Below are 326 nucleotides of genomic sequence, written 5' to 3'. Positions count from 1 at the left end.
GTCGAGCATGGCGGTTGGCGCATTGCCTGCCTTTCCTACGCCGCCATCCATTTGGCGATCTGTCTGCCGCTCCACCTCTGGGTCATTCCGCCGCCTCCGACCGCGGCGCCCGAGCCAGCGGAACCGGGGTCGAAAAAGCTGACAACTAGGAGCAGGACGCGGACACGCTTCATATTGCTTGCCTCCATCCAAACCTTGGCCGCGATGATCGCGTCCATGCTCTCCGTCCACCTGCTCACCTTGTTGCAATTGCGCGGCGTCGGCCTTGCAGCCGCCGTTGGCCTTGGCGCCCTGGTCGGCCCATGACAGGTTGGCGCGCGCGTGGC

The 326-nt window shown here is 65.3% G+C and carries 1 pseudogene; it reads left to right on the top strand.

Annotated features, from left to right (window positions below):
- A pseudogene (locus tag EN852_RS41940) lies at window positions 1-306 on the top strand (MFS transporter); the annotation flags it as partial.
- Between the last annotated feature and the right edge of the window lie 20 nt (window positions 307-326).

It is taken from the genome of Mesorhizobium sp. M2E.F.Ca.ET.209.01.1.1 (genome assembly GCF_004010375.2).
Classification (GTDB): domain Bacteria; phylum Pseudomonadota; class Alphaproteobacteria; order Rhizobiales; family Rhizobiaceae; genus Mesorhizobium.
Note: the sequence above shows the minus strand (reverse complement) of the source record. Positions and strands in the feature narration are given on the sequence as shown.